The organism is Parafrankia sp. FMc2, from assembly GCF_041008525.1.
Lineage (GTDB): Bacteria > Actinomycetota > Actinomycetes > Frankiales > Frankiaceae > Parafrankia.
The window spans coordinates 55,521-70,749 of sequence record NZ_JBFLUG010000031.1 but is presented as its reverse complement, the minus strand read 5'-3'; the positions used below and the strand labels follow the sequence as shown (position 1 = coordinate 70,749).

Sequence of the window (15,229 nt, the reverse complement as noted above, 5' to 3'; positions counted from 1 at the left end):
TGCTACGGCCCCTTGACCTGACGAACGTGCTGGTCGCGGCCGATGCCCTCCACACCGTGCGCGCCAACCTCGACTGGCTGGTCACCGCGAAGAACGCCCACTACCTTGCCGTGATCAAGAAAAATCAACCGACGATGTGGGCGTTCCTGGCCGGCCTGCCCTGGGCCGAGATCCCGACCGGCGCCACCACCCGCGACCACGGCCACGGCCACGACGAGACCCGCGGGATCAAGGCCGCCACCGTCGCCCACCTCGACTTCCCCCACGCGGCCCAGGCGATCCGTATCCACCGCTGGCGCCGGGTGAAAAGCAGGCCGGCGACCCGCGAGACCGCCTACGGGATCACCAGCCTCACCTTCGAGCAGGCAGGGGCCGCGCTGCTCGCGACGTTCGCCCGCCAGCACTGGCACATCGAGGACCGCCAGCACCACGTCCGCGACGTCACTTTCGGTGAGGACGCCTCCACCAGCAGGACCGGCCGGGCCCCCGCAGCCCTCGCGATCTTCCGAGGCGCCGTGATCACCGCGATCCGCGCCGCGGGCTACCGCTACATCCCCGAAGGCCGCCTCGACCACGTCACCGCGACCGCCGCACTCAACCTCCACGGCTTTCCATGACAAACCCGCCACTCCACCTGAACCCGACATCCAACACCATCAAGGTCATGACGCCTTCTTGCAAGAGCCCTGCCCCATAGATTGGAGAAAGTATGCGGATTCTTGTGCTTGGTGGGACAAACTTCATCGGACGGCACATTGTCGCGAGGCTGATCGAACGTCATGACGTGGCTGTTCTCAACCGTGGTAGAAATCCTATTTGGGGTCAGCAAGCCGAGCAGCTACAGTACCTGCGGGGATTCCAACTGAAAGACCAGGTCAACGCCGCTGGTCAAGTTCTGGCACCCCAGCGGCCGGTTCGCGGACGTAGCTGCGCGCGACGTCGATCCCGATGAGTTCGGGTGTGCCGGCTGGTTCGGGGCCAAGCGCGCGAGCGAGCGCGGGGCCGAGCGTACGGGCGAAGAACTGGTCGGCGTGGGCCTGCGATTCCCACAGGGCGACGACGCGCAGTGTGCCGTCGGCAGTCCCGACGTAGCGGGCGACGAGGCCGTCGGGTTCTCCGCCGAGCTGGGCGAGTACGGCGTCGTACTGGTCGATCGACCCGATGGGCAGGGTGGCCACGGTGATCCAGGGCATGGTTGTCCTCTGCTCGTCGTGCGGCCAGGGCGGCCGCACGACGAACACTAGGAATCCGCGACAGTCTGAGCATCCGCCGAATGACTCATGGGTCTACTCAGCTGCGCGTGCACGTGCCATGCGGCGATCTGGCTCCGGGTGGTGAACCCGAGTTTGGTGAGGATGTGCTGCACATGGTTCTGGGCGGTGCGTTCGGAGAGGACGAGCCGGGTGGCGATCTGGCGGTTGGTGAGGCCCTCGGCGACCAGCCCGGCGACCTGGGTCTCGCGTGGACTCAGCGGGACCGCCAGCCGCCCCTTGTTGTCGAGCTGCGCGAGCAGGGCGGCGGTGCGATCGGTGTAGGCAGCCATGCCGAGTGCTCGCGCGAGGCGGTCGGCGTCGCGGGCGGCAGCCGTAGCACGGTCGTGATCGCCGGGACTGTCGCGGGTGAGTAGCGTCGCCGCGAGGTGGTAGCGCGCCTCGGCGACGTAGCCGGGTGCGCCGGCCCGATCAGCCTGGTCTGCCGCGACGGCCAGGTCCTCCACGGCGAGGTCGAGGCGGCCGAGAACGGCGGCGCCGCGGCCGAGGGTGAGTTCGGTCGGGCCCATGTAGGCGACCCCGTTGCCGGTAGCGTGCTCGCCGCGGAACTGCTCGAGCCGGTCGAGTAGCACCGTGAGGTCATCGTGGCGGCCGAGGCGGGCAGCTGCGAGGGCGCCGTACACGTAGCCGGGCAGAACAAAGAACGCGGGCAGCGACCACATCTCGAGCGGGCCGGCCTGCTGGTACGACGCCATGGCCTCGTCGGGGAGCCCCGCGCACAGAAGCAGGAAGGCGCGCGACAGCCAGGCCATTGTCGTGAACCGCGGCGGGGGGTCGAACGGGCGCCGCGCCAACGCGGTCACCTCGTCGTTGACACCGATGTGATGGGCGAGCGCGCACTGGAGCGCGGCGAAGGCGCCGGTCGCCGGGGCGGGTTCCACCACGCGCATCCGGTCATATCCCCGCCGGCCGGCGGCGGCGGCTGTGGCGTAGCGGCCCTGCGCTTGGGCGACGCAGGCGGTGACCCGGTCGAGGTGCCACACGCTGACCGGTCCGCCGACCCGGCTGACGGCGACCCGCAACGCGGGGAGCTCCTCGGCCGCGGCCGCGAGCTGCCCGCTCTCGATCAACGCGTCGATCCGCCAGAGTTCACCCCACATGGCGGCACGGGCGCCGTTCGTGCGTCGCGCGAGCGCGAGCATCTCGGTCGCGAGGAGCAGGCGCTCGGCCCGCCCGGCCGGGCCCGGGAGCGCCTCCTGTCGGGCCCGCAGCGCGTCGGCGAGCGCGTGGTCGTCGCATGAGGCTCGGGCGAGCTCAAGTGCCGCCACGCTCAACGACGCGACGCGGTCCTGATCGCCGTCGTAGAACGCCAGGTGGCTGCGCTGGGCGAGCAGCCGCGCGCGCAGCCCCTCATGGTCGTTGTCTCCGAGATCCGCCAGCGCCTGCTCGCACAACTGTTCAGCGACGGCGTTGACGCCGGAGGTGGGAGCAGCTTCAAGGACGAGAGCGGCCTCGCCCGCAAGTTCGGGACTCTGCGCTGCTCTCGCGGCACCCGCCGCCTCCACGGCGGCGTTCACACACCCGCGCAGGTCGCCGGCGAAGTAGGCCGCCCGGCCGAGCGCGACCAGCAGCCGGCAGCGTTCGACATCGGGCAGCGACGACGCGTCGAGCGCGAGCGCGGCCTGGTAAAGCCGGACGCCCTGTTCGTAAGCCAGACGTCGTACGGCGTCGGCAGCGGCACGGATCGCCCACGCACGGGCGGTGACGGCCTCGCCGTACGGGGCCAGGCTGGCCCAGTGCCGGGCGATGTCGGGAAGGTGGTCGGAGAGGTCGCCGGCGAAGCGTGCCTCGATCGCTTCGGCGACCGCGCGGTGCAGCGCCGCCCGGTCCGCGGTCGTGAGTGACGCCTCGACCGCGTCACGGGTAAGTGCGTGGACGAACCGGTAGTTGCCGGTGTCGCCGACCCGGTCGAGCAGGCCGTAGGCGATCGCCTCGTCGACCGGGGGAAGGCACCATGCCACAGGCTCGTCGAGCGCCCCCGCGACAAGCACCAGCGAGAAGTCACGCCCGACGATCCCCGCCGCCTGCACCAACCGACGGCAGTCGACCGAAACACGGTCGAGCCGCGCCGCGACGGCGTCGAGCACAGTGCGCGGCGGCCGGTCCGGCTGCCACGTGCCGTCCGCGATCGCGCGTGCCACTTCCCGGACGAACAGTGGATTACCACCAGTGAGGTCGAGGACGGCACGGGCGCCGACCACGGACTCACCTACCGCCGTCCTCGACAGCTGTTCGCGCACCTCGTCGAGGCCGAAGCCACGCAGCTCAAGACGCTCGACCGCCGGTGACCGCAGCAGGTCCGGGAGCACACGACGCAGGACACCGGCGGGTCCGACGTCGCGGAACGCGGTGAAGACCAACAGCCGCGCGCCTGCTGTCCGGTCGGCGAGATGGCGCAGGACGAGCAGCGACGGCTCGTCGCCCCAGTGGATGTCGTCGAGGATGACAGCCACGCTGTTCGTGTCGGCAACGCCGCGCACCGCCTCGGCTACAGCGTCGAAGACCCGGAACCGGTCCTCGGGCGACTCGACGTCACCTCCCAGCACAACGTCCGGATCGGCCCCGAGCGAGCGGAGGACCTGACGCCACGGCCAGAACGCCGGCGCGCCCTCGGCCTCGACGCACCGCCCCCAGGCGACGGTGGTGCCACCTGCGAGCGCAACCCCAGCAAGCTCCTGGGCGAGCCGGGTCTTGCCGATACCCGGCTCACCGACGCAGAGAACGAGCCGGCCAGCCCCATCACGGGCGGCATCCAGCCACGCCCGCAACGCGTCGAGCTCACGGTACCGTCCGACGATGCCACCGCCGGGCACCGCACCGGGCGCAAGCGTGCTCATACATTCAAGTATCCCGCCACCACATTCCGTAGCAAGCGATCCGAGGAGTCCTCCCGGACCGGCACCGAGGGTGATCCACCATCCCGACTGGGCGCGCTGCTGCGTCCGCCTCAGCGGGCGGACGCTCGGCGCAGCTACGAGGCCCTGCCGTCGCCGCGGCAGAGGTCATCGCGACCTACCGCCCTCGTACCGCATCGACGACAAGGCCACGCCTGTCACGGTCGTCGCCATCGACCACCGCCGCGACGTCTACCACCGCTGACCACCCAGAGATCACTGGTCAGACGCCTGACCGGTCGGCGCGGTAAGCGTCGATGACCACGGTGAACTGGCCGTTCATTTCACGTTATCGCTGTGCTCAGCTGCGAAAATGCAGATCCGGCGTGAGCGGAAGTGCGCCAGTTTACCGTGGTGCCGTCGATCTTCCCTCGGTGCTGTCTCTGAGCCGGATGGCAGGGGTCGACTATCAACGCGGTCGCTTCGAGTTCGCCATCGTCGCCCCGCTGGCGAAAGGTCCGTCGCCGCGGGGCCGGCCGGGCCCTCCGCCCGTCGTCACCGATCCGCAGGTCGAGCACGCGGGCACCAGCGCCGACACGGTTACAGAGCGCGAAGTGCCGCTATCGATTCCACGAGTCCGCTACGTTCGAGTTGTCGCAGGACATCGTCGACGGACTCCGGCGGCTTCGTACGGGAGTCCACGATCTGTTGGATGGCCGCCACCACCGCCTGCCCTCTAATGCTCAGCTGGTCCAGCACAAAGGCATCGGGCGACTGCGCCTCCACGGCCCACGGTTCCAGATCGGCAGCCGGGAAATCCTTCAGGTTCCGGGTGACGATGACCTGCGCGCCAGCCTTGATCGCGGCAGCCAGCACGTGCCGGTCATCAGGGTCGGGAAGCTTCAGTCCGTCGATCAGCGGCTCATAACTGGACACCAGGACGTCCCGAACGGATGCGTTCATGAGACTGCGGAGACGGTCGCGCTTCCCAGCCGAGATCTCCGGCCTGTTTCGCCTGACCGCGGCGAGCATCTCGTCGAGGATCTCATTGGTCCACTTCGCCTGGACCAGGCCCGACTGCGCGATCCGGATCAGCAGATCGCGCAACGTGTTCGGGTAGAGCACGTTGGCGTCATAGACCACCGTGAAGGCCATCGGTCAGTACAGCCCCAGTTCCTCGGTCAGCGCGGTCAGGTCGTCGGCCGCACCCCTGCGCTCCAGGTCGTCGCGACTCCGATACTCGTGAAGGTCACGAAATCTGACCCGCCGATGGGTACCGACCAGACGGAACGGGATCTCGCCGGACTCCAACAGCCTGATCAGATAGGGCCGGGACACGTTCAGGAAGTCAGCTGCCTGCTGCGTGGTCAGCTCAGCGGAGTCTGGCGTGACGTTGACACTCTCCCCCTGTGCCAGAAGCAGGAGGATCCTGGCAAGCAGGACGGTCGCCTCCCGCGGGACCACAAGGGCGTCATCGCCCGCCAGCTCCCCCCTGATCGTGTCCTGATCAGCACCAGGGTGTGTCGTGAGGTACTCACTGATACGTCGCGCCGCACGCCGAGCAAGCTCCGCACCGGAGTCCCGCCGCGCCGCGGCGTCGTCAACCAGGCCGGGCATCCGCACCACCCCACCAACATCCATGGCCCTCGTCCGCTGATCCCAGCGACTCCAACCGCATCATCCGCAACAAACGCAATATCCGCAAGTCCCGGGTGCGTAGGCCGACACCCATCGTGCCTACGACCTGGGCAGCTAGCGCCCCCTGGAGCAGGACTCTCTCGTCCACGGCCACGCTCCCGCGTTCGGTGAGGCACTCCCACCCCCGGCCACCGCGAGGTCGCGCCAACGCCAGTTCACCGCCGTCCGAGCGCTGTGCGACGCCACTTCAGATCATCAGAACGGCACAACCGCTGGTCAGGCGCCTGACCGGTCGGCCCGGTAGGCGTCGATGACCACGGTGAACTGGCCGTTCACGGTGACGTCGGCGAGGCTGCCGGCGATCGCGCCGACGCCGGGCAGGGCGACGAGGGCTCGGACGCAGATGACGAAGCGGGCGCCCGGTTCGAGAGTGGCAGCGCCGTCGCCAGGGCTGCCCGCGCCGCAGTCCGCGTCCTCCGGGGCGAACCTGATCTCGGGCGCCGAGTGGATGCCCTGGTCGGCGAAGGCGAGCTGGGCGGCGAGCCGGGCGCGTTCGATGCCGGCGGATTCGCTCGGGGCGGTGGCGTAGGCGCGGCCGGCTTCGCGTGCGGCCTGAGTCACGCCGAAGGCGGCCCGTTGCACAGCGAAAACGGCAAGGAAGAGGTAGACGAACGGAATCAGGAGAACCAGCGACAGTCCCACGAACTCGATCATCGCGGAGCCGCGATCCGCGTCGCCGGCCCTCGCGCCCCGACCGGACGGGGCACGCCTCGCAGGCCTTCCCGCGCCGGCGAACCTGCCGGACCCGGCGAACCTGTTGAATCCGGCGAACCTCCTGGGCCTCGTGGACCTCGGCGAGAGGGCCGGGAGAAGCGAGACCTGGTGGAGGACCCTGACCGATCGGGCGAGACGTCCCAGCCGTGGGGTCACGGGATCTCCTTCACGGCGTGGCCGGTCACCGTCAGGGTCACGCCGTCACCAAGCGGGACGAGGCTGAGCGGGACGACCACGGTGCAGGTCACCCGGACCAGCGGGATGTCTCCGGGGCCTTCCTCCTCCTGCCCGGTGCAGACGGTGTCGGAGCGTCCGGGCAGCGACTCGGCGATGAGCTGCTGGGCGTAGGTGCCGCCTTCGGCGGCGGGCACGTCCGCGTTCGCGGCATGCCGAGCGCCCTCGGCGGCGTCCGCGGCCAGGGTGTTGCGCACGTGCAGGACCAGGCCCACCTGGATGACGCCCAGGATGACGATCAGCAGCAGGGTCCCGACGAGGACGAACTCGACGATCGCCGAACCGTTGTCCGCGCCGTTCTGCGCGCCGGGAGATCCGGCGTCCGCCTGAGCGCCGTCGTCGTCGCCGTCGCCCGTGCCCGGTTCGCCCGCGCCCGGTTCGCCCGCGCGCGGCGGGTGCATGTGAGGAGTTCTGATGCGTCCGCGCACGGCCCGGTCAGTCGCCGCCGATGCCGGTCACCTGCTCGATGGCCGAGGTGAACAGTGACTGCAGTGCCGGCGTGGCGAGGGTGGCAATCGCGACCACCAGGGCGGCGGTCATCACCGTCACCATCACCCAGCCGGGCACGTCGCCACGGTCCGAGCCGGCCGCGACCCGGCGTGCCTGCCAGGCGGACCATCGTGCCGCCGCCTGTGAGACGGCCTGGCCTGGCCTTCCGCTGAACCTTCTCATGTCCCCTCCCGATGTCGATCCGGTACCGCGGCGCCTTACCGCGTGCGCACCGTCTTCCGCGCGGGTGCCGCACGAGCGGCCTGGCTGTCCCCGCGGACCTCGCTGGGCCCCGGTGGACGTCACCGAGGCTCTGTGGATGTCATTGGGCGATCACCGTGAAGCTGACGAGCGCCGGGTAGAAGGCGAAGATCACCGTTGTCGGGAGAATGAGGAAGACGACCGGGATCATCATCGCGATCTCCTTGCGCCCGCCGGCTTCGAGCAGCTGGCGTTTGCCGGCCTCACGGACGTCCACGGCCTGGGCACGTAGGACGTCCGCCAGCGGGGTGCCGCGTTCGATGGCGACGGCCATGCCGTCGACGAAGCGGGTGAGTGGCGGCAGCGGGGTGCGGGTGGCGATGCCTTCGAGTGCCTGGACGAGGGTGGCGCCGGCGTGGGCGTCGGCGAGCGCGAGGCGCAGTTCCGTGCCGAGCTCGCCGCGGGTGAGGCGGCTGACCCGTTCCAACGCACCGATCGCCGACTCACCGGCGGTCACGGCGAGGGCGAGCAGTTCGGCGACGGTGGGGAACTCCATGAGCATCCGGTCCTCGCGCTCGCGGATCGCGCGGCTGAGCCACCAGTCCCTGGTCAGGGTGCCGCCGGCAGTGCCGGCGACGACGAGCGCGACACCGACGAGCGCCGGCGGGCCGATTCCGAGCAGGGTGCGCGCGGCCAGGACGAGGGCTCCGAGCAGCGCGCCGGTCACCGCGCAGATCACCTGCTGCGCCCGGAACTCCTCGATCGAGGTGCGGCTGCCGGCCTGCACGAGCCGGCGGGTGAGCGCCGCCCGCCCGCCGAGGAAGCGGTCGAGGCGCGCCGCGGCGTCGTGGAGGAACGGGCGGGCGAGCGCCTCGACCGTCCCGAGGCCCAGGCGGGATGCCGCCGCGGTCCCCCGGGCGTGGGCGCGGTGGGAACGCTCCGCGTTCTCGCCGCGCCCAGTCCCTGCCCCTGCCGCGGATTTGGCGCCCGGTCCGGCACCGCTCGAGGCGTCGCCGTCCCGTCGGCGCGGGGTCTCCGTGAGCAGCCGCGACGGAGACGGTGTGTCGCGCAGGTAGGGGTCGATCCGGTCGGCGAGCCGCACCCGGCGCGCGGGGGGCGACCGGTAGATCACGATGACCAGGCCGGTTCCCAGGATGAGGCCGAGCAGCGCGCCGGTCGCCGCCGCACTCACGGCCGGGCTCCTTCGCTGGGCGGAGTGCGTGTCATCGCCTGAGCACCCGTTCCTCCTCGGGCAGCCGCCCGATCCGTTTCATCAGCAGGTAGGCCAGGACGGACACGCCGGCCCCGCCGGCGAGGACGGCGACCCCGGTCGGGCTGTCGTAGGCCCGGATGTTCTCGCCGCGGCTGGCGAGCAGCAGCAGGACGATCCACGGCGCGGCCATGGCGAGCCGGGCGGCGTTCACCGTCCAGGTCTGGCGGGTCTCCAGCTCGGCGCGGGTGCGGGCCTCCTCCCGCAGGAAGGTCGACAGGGTGCGCAGCAGCCGGCCGAGGTCGGTGCCGCCGACCTCGCGGGCCATCCGCAGCGATTCGATGATCCGATCAGCGACGGGATCGGCCAGCTCGTCGGCGAGGCGGTCGAGGCAGGTGGTGAACGATCCGGTGGCGCGGTAGTCCTCACCGAAGCGGGTGAACGCGGGGCGCAGCGGCACCGGGCCGCGCACACCGACCGCGGCGAGCGCCTCCGGCAGCGACAGGCCGGCGCGTACCGCGCTGGCGAGGTTGTCGACGACGTCCGGCCAGACCTCGCGCAGGTCGTGCATGCGGGAGCGGCGGCGGCGCAGCACGAGCTGGCGGGGCATGAACGAGGCGAACACCGCGAAGGCCCCGGCAAGGGAGAACGTGCCGGAGAAGGCCAGGATGACCAGGCCGACCACCAGCCCCAGCGCGACGCTGATCAGCACGAACTGCTGCGGACTGACGCCGCGGATGCCCGCCTGGGCCAGCGTCTCGCGCAGGTCGCGGGCCCAGCCGGCCTCGGCGCGAGCCGCCGCGCCGCGTGCGCGTGGACGTCCGCTCATCACGATCAGGAACAGGCCGAGGCCGAGGATGAGACCGAGCAGGATCCCCATCAGCGCTCCACCGCGATCTGCGGGTAGGCCCGCTCGTGGGACGGTGCGCTGAGCAGGGCGGGCAGGTCGTAGCCGGCGCGCAGGAACCGATCGGGGTGGGGCGGGTAGCCGTCGGCGCGCAGCAGCATGGCGCCGCGGCTCTGGAAGATCTGGGCGACCTCGACGATGTCACCCTCGGCCCGCCCCGAGAGCGCGACGATCTCGGTGACCCGCCGCCGGCCGTCGGCCTCCTTGGCGAGGTGGACGACGATGTCCACACTGGCGGCGACCGTCGGCACGACGAAGGAGTGCGTGACGTTCTCCCCGGCGAGCAGCGGCAGGGTACACAGCTTGGTGACCGCCTCGCGGGCCGAGTTGGCGTGCAGGCTGCACATGCCGGGCAGCCCGGAGTTGAGGGCGATCAGGAGGTCGAGAGCCTCCTCCTGGCGCACCTCGCCGACGAGGATCCGGTCCGGGCGCATCCGCAGCGCCTCCTTGATGAGACGACGCAGGCGGATCTCCCCGGAGCCCTCCAGGTTCGCCTGACGGGTCTGCATGGCCACCCAGTCGGGTGCACGCAGGCGCAGCTCGAAAACCTCCTCGACGCTGATCACCCGCTCGCGGGCGGGGATCGCCGAGCCCAGGCAGTTGAGCATCGTCGTCTTCCCCGCCTGGGTACCGCCGGCGACGATGACGTTGAGGCCGGAGATGACCGCGGCCTCCAGGAAATGCGCCGCGTGCGGGGTGATCGTTCCGAGTGAGACGAGCTCGTCCATGCTGCCGGCGGACAGGACGAACTTGCGGATGTTCACCGACCAGTGCACGCGGGTGACGTCGGGGATGACGACGTGCAGCCGGGAACCGTCAGGCAACATCGCGTCAACAAACGGGGTGGAGAGGTCGACCCGGCGCCCGGACGACTTCAGCATGCGTTCGACCAGGTCCTGCACCTGGTCATGGGTGAGAATCGTGGTTGTCAGCTCGCTGCGGCCGTGCCGGGCGACAAACACCCGGCCGGGTTCGTTGATCCAGATCTCCTCTACCGAGGGATCGTCGAGATGCCGCTGCAGCGGGCCGAAACCAGCCACCGCGTCATAGACCGTGCGAGCGGTCGCATCCCGGTCGACCACCGGCGGGAGATCACTGGTGAGAGCACGTTCCTCGTAGTCGGCGACGACGTCGTCCACGAGCTGACGAATGTGCACGGGTTCCCGCACCGGGTCCAGGGATCGACGACGGATCAGCTCACGGACCTCTCCTTCCACCCGAGAGGTCGCGTCCATCCAGTTCCCGCGTGCCACCGCCACCGAAAATCGCCGCTCCTCGCCCATATCTGCGCGGCCCGCTCCGCACGCTTCGGACAACCGCTACGAAGCGTAGAAAGCGGGTCACTCGCCATCAACCCTTTCGAGGGGGTACGCAAGCAACAACGTTCGCACAACCTCGGCGACCTCTCGGCGCCGGGTCGGACCACGGGCAGCCACGCACCGCCGGCAGCTCGACCAGATCCCGGAAGCGATGTCACTCTGCGTGACAGATCTTCGAGCGCGTCGACGGGAGAAGTGTCGCCCTTTGCGCTGATTACGCGGAGCCATCCATCCGTTCGGGCAGTGCCTTCCCAGTGCCTGATGACGGGCCGCGAGATCCCTATCGAAACGCCGGTCGGGTGCAGCGGGATCGGGCCGCGAGAGCGGTAATCTGCCGGCGGTCAGAAACCCGAACGTCGCGCCACGACAGAGAAACCGACAACGCGCGGTCCGCGCCGACCGGCGGTCTTCCCCCACACCGCCTCCCACGTCGCCGACCGCCGCCGACGCCTGCCTCGGGGGTCATTCACGTGCCCGGTCAGTCATTGTCCCGCCCCGCCGAACGCCCACCGGGCACGGCTGTTCCACCACCGCAGTGGAAAGCGGCCGCGTTCTGCGCACGCCGACCGACTCTCACCCGGGGACAACGATGAAGGCCCACCACGACCCCGAGCCGTCCGACGTGTTCGCGACCGCATGGGATGTTTTCCGACGAGTTGTCGAGAACTGCCCGGTCGGGATATTCACCGCAGACGTCTCAGGCCGGCACGTCTTTGTGAACCGGCACTGGACCGTGCTGACCGGAGTGCCCCGCGACAAGGCCGTGGGGCGCGGCTGGGAACGGGCGGTGCATCCCGAGGACGTCCGCGCCGTTACCAGGCGTTGGCGCCAGCTCGTGACCGAGGGTGACGAGCTGACGATCCAGATTCGCCTGCTCCGGCCTGACGGCAGCGCCCGGCCAGCGATTCTTCGGGCGGCGGCGGTCGTCGGCGAGAACGGGCACCGGCGGTTCGCCGGCACCCTCAGCGCCCTCTCTGACCCCGGCCCGGCCGGCCGGGCGGGCGTGGGAGCGTTCGACGGCACCAGCGCACCCGGGGCGGCCCACGTCATCCACCAGGACGCCGGACTCGCCGCCGCCGGTACCGACGCGACCGGCGCTCACGTCGCTGCTTCGGATGCCGTCGCTGGTTCGGATGCCGGCGGTTCGGATGCGGATGCTGCTGCGGGCTCCCCCGCTGGCAATGCCACCGGCGAGGTGGACGACACCGCTGGCGGCATGGTCCACGCGGAATCCGAGAGCGGCGGCACCGCTCCCGCTGACGGCGACGGGCGCGACACCACCTGCCCGAACACCATCGAGCTGCTGCGCGAGGAACTCGACCGGTTCGACATGGTCACCGATGACCTGTGGTTCCCCCCGAGCGACGATGTGGATCATCCGGGCCAGAGCTGGACGGTACCGTCCCCGCGCCGGCCCTCGTCCGCCGAGGTCGACCCGCCGGCCGTGGATCCTGGTGATCCGCGCCGGCCGGATGCCCCGGGGCGGCCGTTCGCCGACACCCCCTTCACCGACATGCCGTTCCGCGACATGCCGTTCCGGGACATGCCGTTCCGGGACGCCCCGTTCGCCGGGCCACCCCGGGGCCAGGCTCGCGCGTGGCTTCCCGGACGAACACCACACGGACCCGGCGCGGCGGACGGTCGGGACGCCGGCCGGCATACGGGCCCCGGCGAGGACGGCCACCTTCCTCCGGTCCCCCGGCCCGGCGCGGGCGCTCACCGCGGCGGCGCACTTCCTCCCGGGGCGGAGTGGCGTGCCGCCGTCTCAGCGCACAGCACCGTCAGCGGCCCGCATCCCTTCATGCCGCGGAACTCGTCGACCGGACGGAACTCGGCATCAGGCGCGCGGTCGACGGATCCGTTCACATCCCAGCCGGGTCGCGGGTCGGCGGACGCGCGGCATGGGCATGGGCATGGTGCCGACGACAGTGGATGCGGATGCGCGTTCACCGAGATCCGGCGACTCGCCGATGCGTGCCACGAGCGGGAGCGCTGGTTGACCACGCTGCTCGCCGAGCTGCCCTCGGCGGTGCTCGTCGCCGACGTGGACGCCCGCGTCGTGGCGGTGAACCAGGCGTACTGCGACCTGTTCGACCTGTCCGAGGCACCGGTCGACCTCATCGGCACGGACTGCCGGGCGCACATTCGGCCGATGCCCGGGCTGGTGGAGGATCCAGCCGGCTTCGCTCACCGACTCGACACCCTCCTGCGCCGCCGCCGGACGCTGCGGCGTGAGACGGTGATGTTCGCCGACGGCCGGGTGTTCGAGCGCAGTCACATTCCGCTCGCGGGCCCGGAGGGGTACCACGGCCACGTGTGGCTGTACGTCGACGTGACCGACCGGCGCATCGTCGAGGCTGAGATCGAGGGTCTCATCTCGGGCCTCTAGGCCCTGACCGGCACCCGGCCCCGCCGCACGGCCCGAGCCCGACGGGTGGCGGCCTGCCTGCGCCGGGCGGGCGAGGCCGGCGAGGCGGCGAGGTCTGGAACCGTCAGGCCTCGCCGGTTGGCCGGCCAGGTTCACGCCTCCCCGCGGAGCATCCGCGCCCGGGCCATGGGGATCAGGCCCGTGGATCAGGCGAGGCCGCTGTGGTGGCGGGCCTGCAGGTCACGGGCCTGGCCCACCCAGTCGTCGGAGATGATCCGGCCGCCGAAGCCGTCGAGCTTCTTCGCGAGCCGGTCGACATCCGTGTCGCCCATGGCGGCCAGCTGGCGGAACCTGGTGATCCCCAGCACGCGTAGCCGCGCCTCGACCACGGGCCCGACGCCGACGATCTCCTTCAGGTTGTCGGAGGAGGGCAGGGGTTCGGCCGGGCCGCCCCACGACATCGGCAGGCCCTGAGCGGCGTGCCCGAGGCTGCCAGCACCCGCACCGACCGCAACAGCGGGTGCGGTGCTCACGTGGTGCTGTTCGGCCATGGCCACCGACGCCGCCGCGCCGACCAACGCGGCACCGACCAATTCAAGATCATCATTGCGGTGAACGGCGTACAGCAACGGGCCGGCGTCGAAGGCGCCACCGCTGGCGCGCGCCTCCTGGAAGGGCACCGTGACCCCACCGCGCTCCGATCGCCCTACGGCATCCGTCTCCTCGCCGGGCTCCCGCGCCTCGCCAGACTCAACCGCCTCACCAGACTCAGGTGCCTCGCTGGCGCCGGAAGCAGCGAGGTCACCCGCACCCGACATACGCTCGTCTGCCGGCAGGACAGGCTCGTCTGCTGGAGGGTGCTCGTCTGTCGGTCGAACGATCTCATCAGCCGGTGGGAACAGAACGGCCTCCTCCTCAACGAGGTCGTCGATGTCGTCGCTCAGGGGCAGCTCCGCCTGCTGGCCACCGACCTCGGGATCGTCCGCGGGTGCCTCCGCGCGGGCTTCCTCGGCCTCGGCGATGCGGGCCAGCAGCCTGATCCGCTCGGCTGCCCATTCCGCCTGATGGCGGTCCAGCCGGGTGCTCATGGTCGCAACCTGCCGCTGGGCGCCCTCAGCCTCGGTGCGGACCATGGCGAGCCGCGAGGAGAACTTGGCGGCACGGGTCTCCGCCTCCTCCAGATGCACGCGCAGCCGCGCCGTCTCGCGGGCCAGATCCACGACGGTCTCCGCGTCCTCGCCCGTGCCGGTCACGACCGGCGGCGCTGCAGAGACAGCCACGGGGACGCCAGCCGGGCCCGCCGACTGCTCGACGACGGCCGGGATGCCTGCTGCCGGGGTCCCGGCCGGCGCCGCGTGCAGGGCCGATTCGATCTCGTCGATACGCGCCTGGGCGACCACGACCTGCTGCTCCGCGCTCGCCACCCGGTGCGCCGACTCGGCGGCCTGCTGCTCCGCCGTGGCGAGTCGCCTCGCCAGCTCGGCCTTCTCCACAGCCCATCGCTGTTCCTGATCCCGCAGACGGGCCAGCAGCTCGGCGAGGTCAGCCGGCGAGACCCTCGACGCCGCCGGGCGCCACGCGTCGTCACCGGCCAGCACATCTGCCGCCCCGCGCGCGTCGACGCCCACGGACACGATCGACCCGGTCGTTCTCGTATTGGCGGACCGGACGATGTTGTCTCGGGTCACAGCTCCGCGGCCGTCCGCCTCGGACACAACGAAGGACCCACCGGAGGACACACCCCGCCCCTGGCCAGCCAGGATCTCCTCACCGGCATCACCACGGTCGAGGGTCTCCGCTGCGGCAGGCTCGGCACCGCGCGCCTGCCGCCGCAGGGGCGCGGCGAGGAACAGCCACGCCAGGCCCGCGCCGATCAACATCGCCACCAGGACGAAGACCAGAATCTGCCCGGCGAGATAGAGCACCGTTCACCAGCCTCCTACGTCACGCCACAGATAGACCGAGGCCAAGGAACACACGACGG

The 15,229-nt window shown here is 70.9% G+C and carries 14 protein-coding genes; 3 read left to right on the top strand and 11 right to left on the bottom strand.

The window, feature by feature from the left end; translation table 11 throughout:
* Together AB1460_RS13705 and AB1460_RS13700 are read left to right on the top strand one after the other, a co-directional pair.
* Positions 1-617, top strand: a 617-nt coding sequence (locus AB1460_RS13705; protein WP_368961548.1) for an ISAs1 family transposase, incomplete at its 5' end; no start/stop codon positions are given.
* Positions 618-709: 92 nt separating this feature from the next.
* Positions 710-952, top strand: coding sequence for an NAD-dependent epimerase/dehydratase family protein (locus AB1460_RS13700; RefSeq protein WP_368961546.1), 243 nt, complete (start codon positions 710-712; stop codon positions 950-952).
* On the opposite strand, the gene AB1460_RS13695 is transcribed toward AB1460_RS13700, so the two are convergent.
* From AB1460_RS13695 to AB1460_RS13650, 10 genes are all read right to left on the bottom strand, one after another.
* Positions 876-1,193 (bottom strand): hypothetical protein, encoded by a 318-nt coding sequence (locus AB1460_RS13695; RefSeq protein WP_368961545.1) that lies wholly within the window; start codon positions 1,191-1,193, stop codon positions 876-878. The two genes, AB1460_RS13700 and AB1460_RS13695, sit on opposite strands and share 77 nt — an antisense overlap.
* 47 nt (positions 1,194-1,240) lie before the next feature.
* Positions 1,241-4,108, bottom strand: a complete 2,868-nt coding sequence (locus AB1460_RS13690) for an ATP-binding protein (RefSeq protein WP_368961543.1) — start codon at positions 4,106-4,108, stop codon at positions 1,241-1,243.
* Positions 4,109-4,705: 597 nt separating this feature from the next.
* A complete protein-coding gene (locus AB1460_RS13685; protein ID WP_368961541.1) occupies positions 4,706-5,260 on the bottom strand; it encodes a PIN domain-containing protein in 555 nt (184 codons plus the stop codon).
* A 3-nt stretch (positions 5,261-5,263) separates the two neighbouring features.
* Positions 5,264-5,722 (bottom strand): helix-turn-helix domain-containing protein, encoded by a 459-nt coding sequence (locus tag AB1460_RS13680; protein WP_368961551.1) that lies wholly within the window; start codon positions 5,720-5,722, stop codon positions 5,264-5,266.
* 297 nt (positions 5,723-6,019) lie between these two features.
* A complete protein-coding gene (locus AB1460_RS13675) occupies positions 6,020-6,457 on the bottom strand; it encodes a hypothetical protein (RefSeq protein WP_368961540.1) in 438 nt (145 codons plus the stop codon).
* 212 nt (positions 6,458-6,669) lie between these two features.
* A complete protein-coding gene (locus AB1460_RS13670; RefSeq protein ID WP_368961539.1) occupies positions 6,670-7,152 on the bottom strand; it encodes a TadE family protein in 483 nt (160 codons plus the stop codon).
* Positions 7,153-7,186: 34 nt separating this feature from the next.
* Positions 7,187-7,423: a hypothetical protein gene (locus AB1460_RS13665; RefSeq protein WP_018635329.1), complete on the bottom strand. Its 237-nt coding sequence runs from the start codon at positions 7,421-7,423 to the stop codon at positions 7,187-7,189.
* Positions 7,424-7,562: 139 nt separating this feature from the next.
* Entirely contained in the window at positions 7,563-8,633 is a 1,071-nt protein-coding gene (locus tag AB1460_RS13660) for a type II secretion system F family protein (RefSeq protein WP_368961538.1), read from the bottom strand.
* Positions 8,634-8,664: 31 nt separating this feature from the next.
* Positions 8,665-9,531 (bottom strand): type II secretion system F family protein, encoded by an 867-nt coding sequence (locus AB1460_RS13655; RefSeq protein ID WP_368961537.1) that lies wholly within the window; start codon positions 9,529-9,531, stop codon positions 8,665-8,667.
* Positions 9,531-10,817 (bottom strand): CpaF family protein, encoded by a 1,287-nt coding sequence (locus tag AB1460_RS13650; protein WP_368961536.1) that lies wholly within the window; start codon positions 10,815-10,817, stop codon positions 9,531-9,533. Before AB1460_RS13650 ends, AB1460_RS13655 begins: the two co-directional genes overlap by 1 nt.
* 649 nt (positions 10,818-11,466) lie before the next feature.
* On the opposite strand from AB1460_RS13650, the gene AB1460_RS13645 reads away from it, so the two are divergent.
* Entirely contained in the window at positions 11,467-13,266 is a 1,800-nt protein-coding gene (locus AB1460_RS13645; protein WP_368961535.1) for a PAS domain-containing protein, read from the top strand.
* A 185-nt stretch (positions 13,267-13,451) separates the two neighbouring features.
* Here AB1460_RS13645 and AB1460_RS13640 read toward each other — a convergent pair whose 3' ends face one another.
* The gene (locus tag AB1460_RS13640) at positions 13,452-15,170 is read right to left on the bottom strand and encodes a hypothetical protein (RefSeq protein WP_368961534.1); all 1,719 of its coding nucleotides are present in this window, start codon (positions 15,168-15,170) and stop codon (positions 13,452-13,454) included.
* Between the last annotated feature and the right edge of the window lie 59 nt (positions 15,171-15,229).